Origin of the sequence: Glaciecola siphonariae (assembly GCF_042652645.1) — a bacterium.
Lineage (GTDB): Bacteria > Pseudomonadota > Gammaproteobacteria > Enterobacterales > Alteromonadaceae > Glaciecola > Glaciecola siphonariae.
In genome coordinates, this window is record NZ_JBHSGU010000022.1 from 1 (window position 1) to 1478 (window position 1478).

General features: G+C 38.4%; 2 protein-coding genes. Both read right to left on the reverse strand.

Translation table 11 applies throughout. The features are described from left to right. Positions 1-165: 165 nt before the first annotated feature. On the reverse strand, positions 166-591 hold the full coding sequence (locus ACFO4O_RS16395) for a hypothetical protein (RefSeq protein ID WP_382410499.1): 426 nt from the start codon (positions 589-591) through the stop codon (positions 166-168). Positions 592-1217: 626 nt separating this feature from the next. Then, on the reverse strand, positions 1218-1400 hold the full coding sequence (locus ACFO4O_RS16400) for a hypothetical protein (RefSeq protein ID WP_382410500.1): 183 nt from the start codon (positions 1398-1400) through the stop codon (positions 1218-1220). Positions 1401-1478: the final 78 nt, after the last annotated feature.

Consider the following 1478-nt stretch of genomic DNA (forward strand, 5'->3'; position numbering starts at 1 on the left):
GTATAAAACCAAGAACCAGATAGAACTTTACCGCTTCTTCCATGTTGTAGACTGGAAGAGTGACTTGGTTCATTTCCATTTAAACCTCCAAGTGGCTAACACCAAATTAAGCGGCGCTGCCCGCTCTTGGCAGTGTCCGCTTGAATTTTTTTGTTATACGTCGCGTTATTCAACAGTTAGTATCTCTAATTCAGGGCCATTTTCATGAGTCAAAACAACCTTTAACTTCAATAGATTGTGAAGCCAAAACATGAACTTCTGCAAGTTTTCAAAATCATTTGTATTAGCAATGTCTGAAGGCGACAAATCTAACTCAATTTGATGGTCCGAAAAAAAGTGACAATTCACTAGAATTCCTCCATCTATTTTTATTGCTAGATTCGTAGTCGCTGTATTTTGAATACCCTTAATAGCACTAAACGAGCTAGGTAATGACTTCTCTTCACCATCAACAAAAAATTTACACGGGTAAGAATTATTGACCGCATTTATGAATACATTCCAAATAGATTCAGAAGCGCCAACTATATATATGTCTCTCAACGAACCATCAGTTTCAAATTCGTGTTTAATCTCAGTCCAATTCTTCATGCTAGTGACGTATAACACCGCACTAACGGGCAGTGACGCGGCGCGCATAATAGCCGAAGGCGCGCCGCGTTAATGTCCCAGCGAGCGAAGCGAGTGAGTTGAGTGCTTTGTTATACGCTTCGATGTTCAAAATATACTCTAACTTTTTCATTTTTGAAAAGGTACCAAGCCCATGCGGTAATTATTAGAGCTCCTACAACTAAACCGATGAGGCTGCCATAAGACAAGAAGAGCACGATTAATGACCAGTATAGAAACACTCCATACAGTCCAGATCGTGATCGTTTAACTGTAGCAATACAAATAGAAAACATCAAAATAAAGAACAATAGAATTATCGGAGCCATACCAGACAACCAAAATTCCGAATAGGACAATTCTTTATCATTAAACCTATATGTTGAATTTGGCCATGGCCAGAAAAAGAATAATAACATGATAGAGCTTAACCCTGCATTTAAGATGTGCTGAAAACGAAATAAGGCTGGCATCCCGTCAGTTTCTGTGAAAATGGATAAAATTTTTTTGTACCTCAAATTTCAAATCCTTTTGGCGTATAATACCTGCTTAAGCGGTAAAAATTGCTCTTTATTTTTATCCGCTTCAAGCTTTTGTTATTTGCTGGTTTATCTAACAACATCTTTCTTGCTCAGCACCTTTTTTTTGATATTTTTCAATTTTTGTCTATATTCACCAAACATTATCTCAACCCCATCTTCGATTTCATCATAAACAGGTAGTAGCTCAGAGATTCCCTCAAATAACCATTGAACAGGAATGCCTTCTTCGTGAGCGTCTCGTAATCCCACCTAGTCTTTAGCAAATCGCCATGGTAGCAGTTGCTCGACGTCAGTGTTTTGAGTGGCGATTTGCGCTAGCAAGTGCAT

Coding starts and splice junctions, on each gene's coding strand:
- ACFO4O_RS16395 (WP_382410499.1), bottom strand. CDS start 591: ATGAAGAATTGGACTGAGATTAAACACGAATTTGAAACTGATGGTTCG.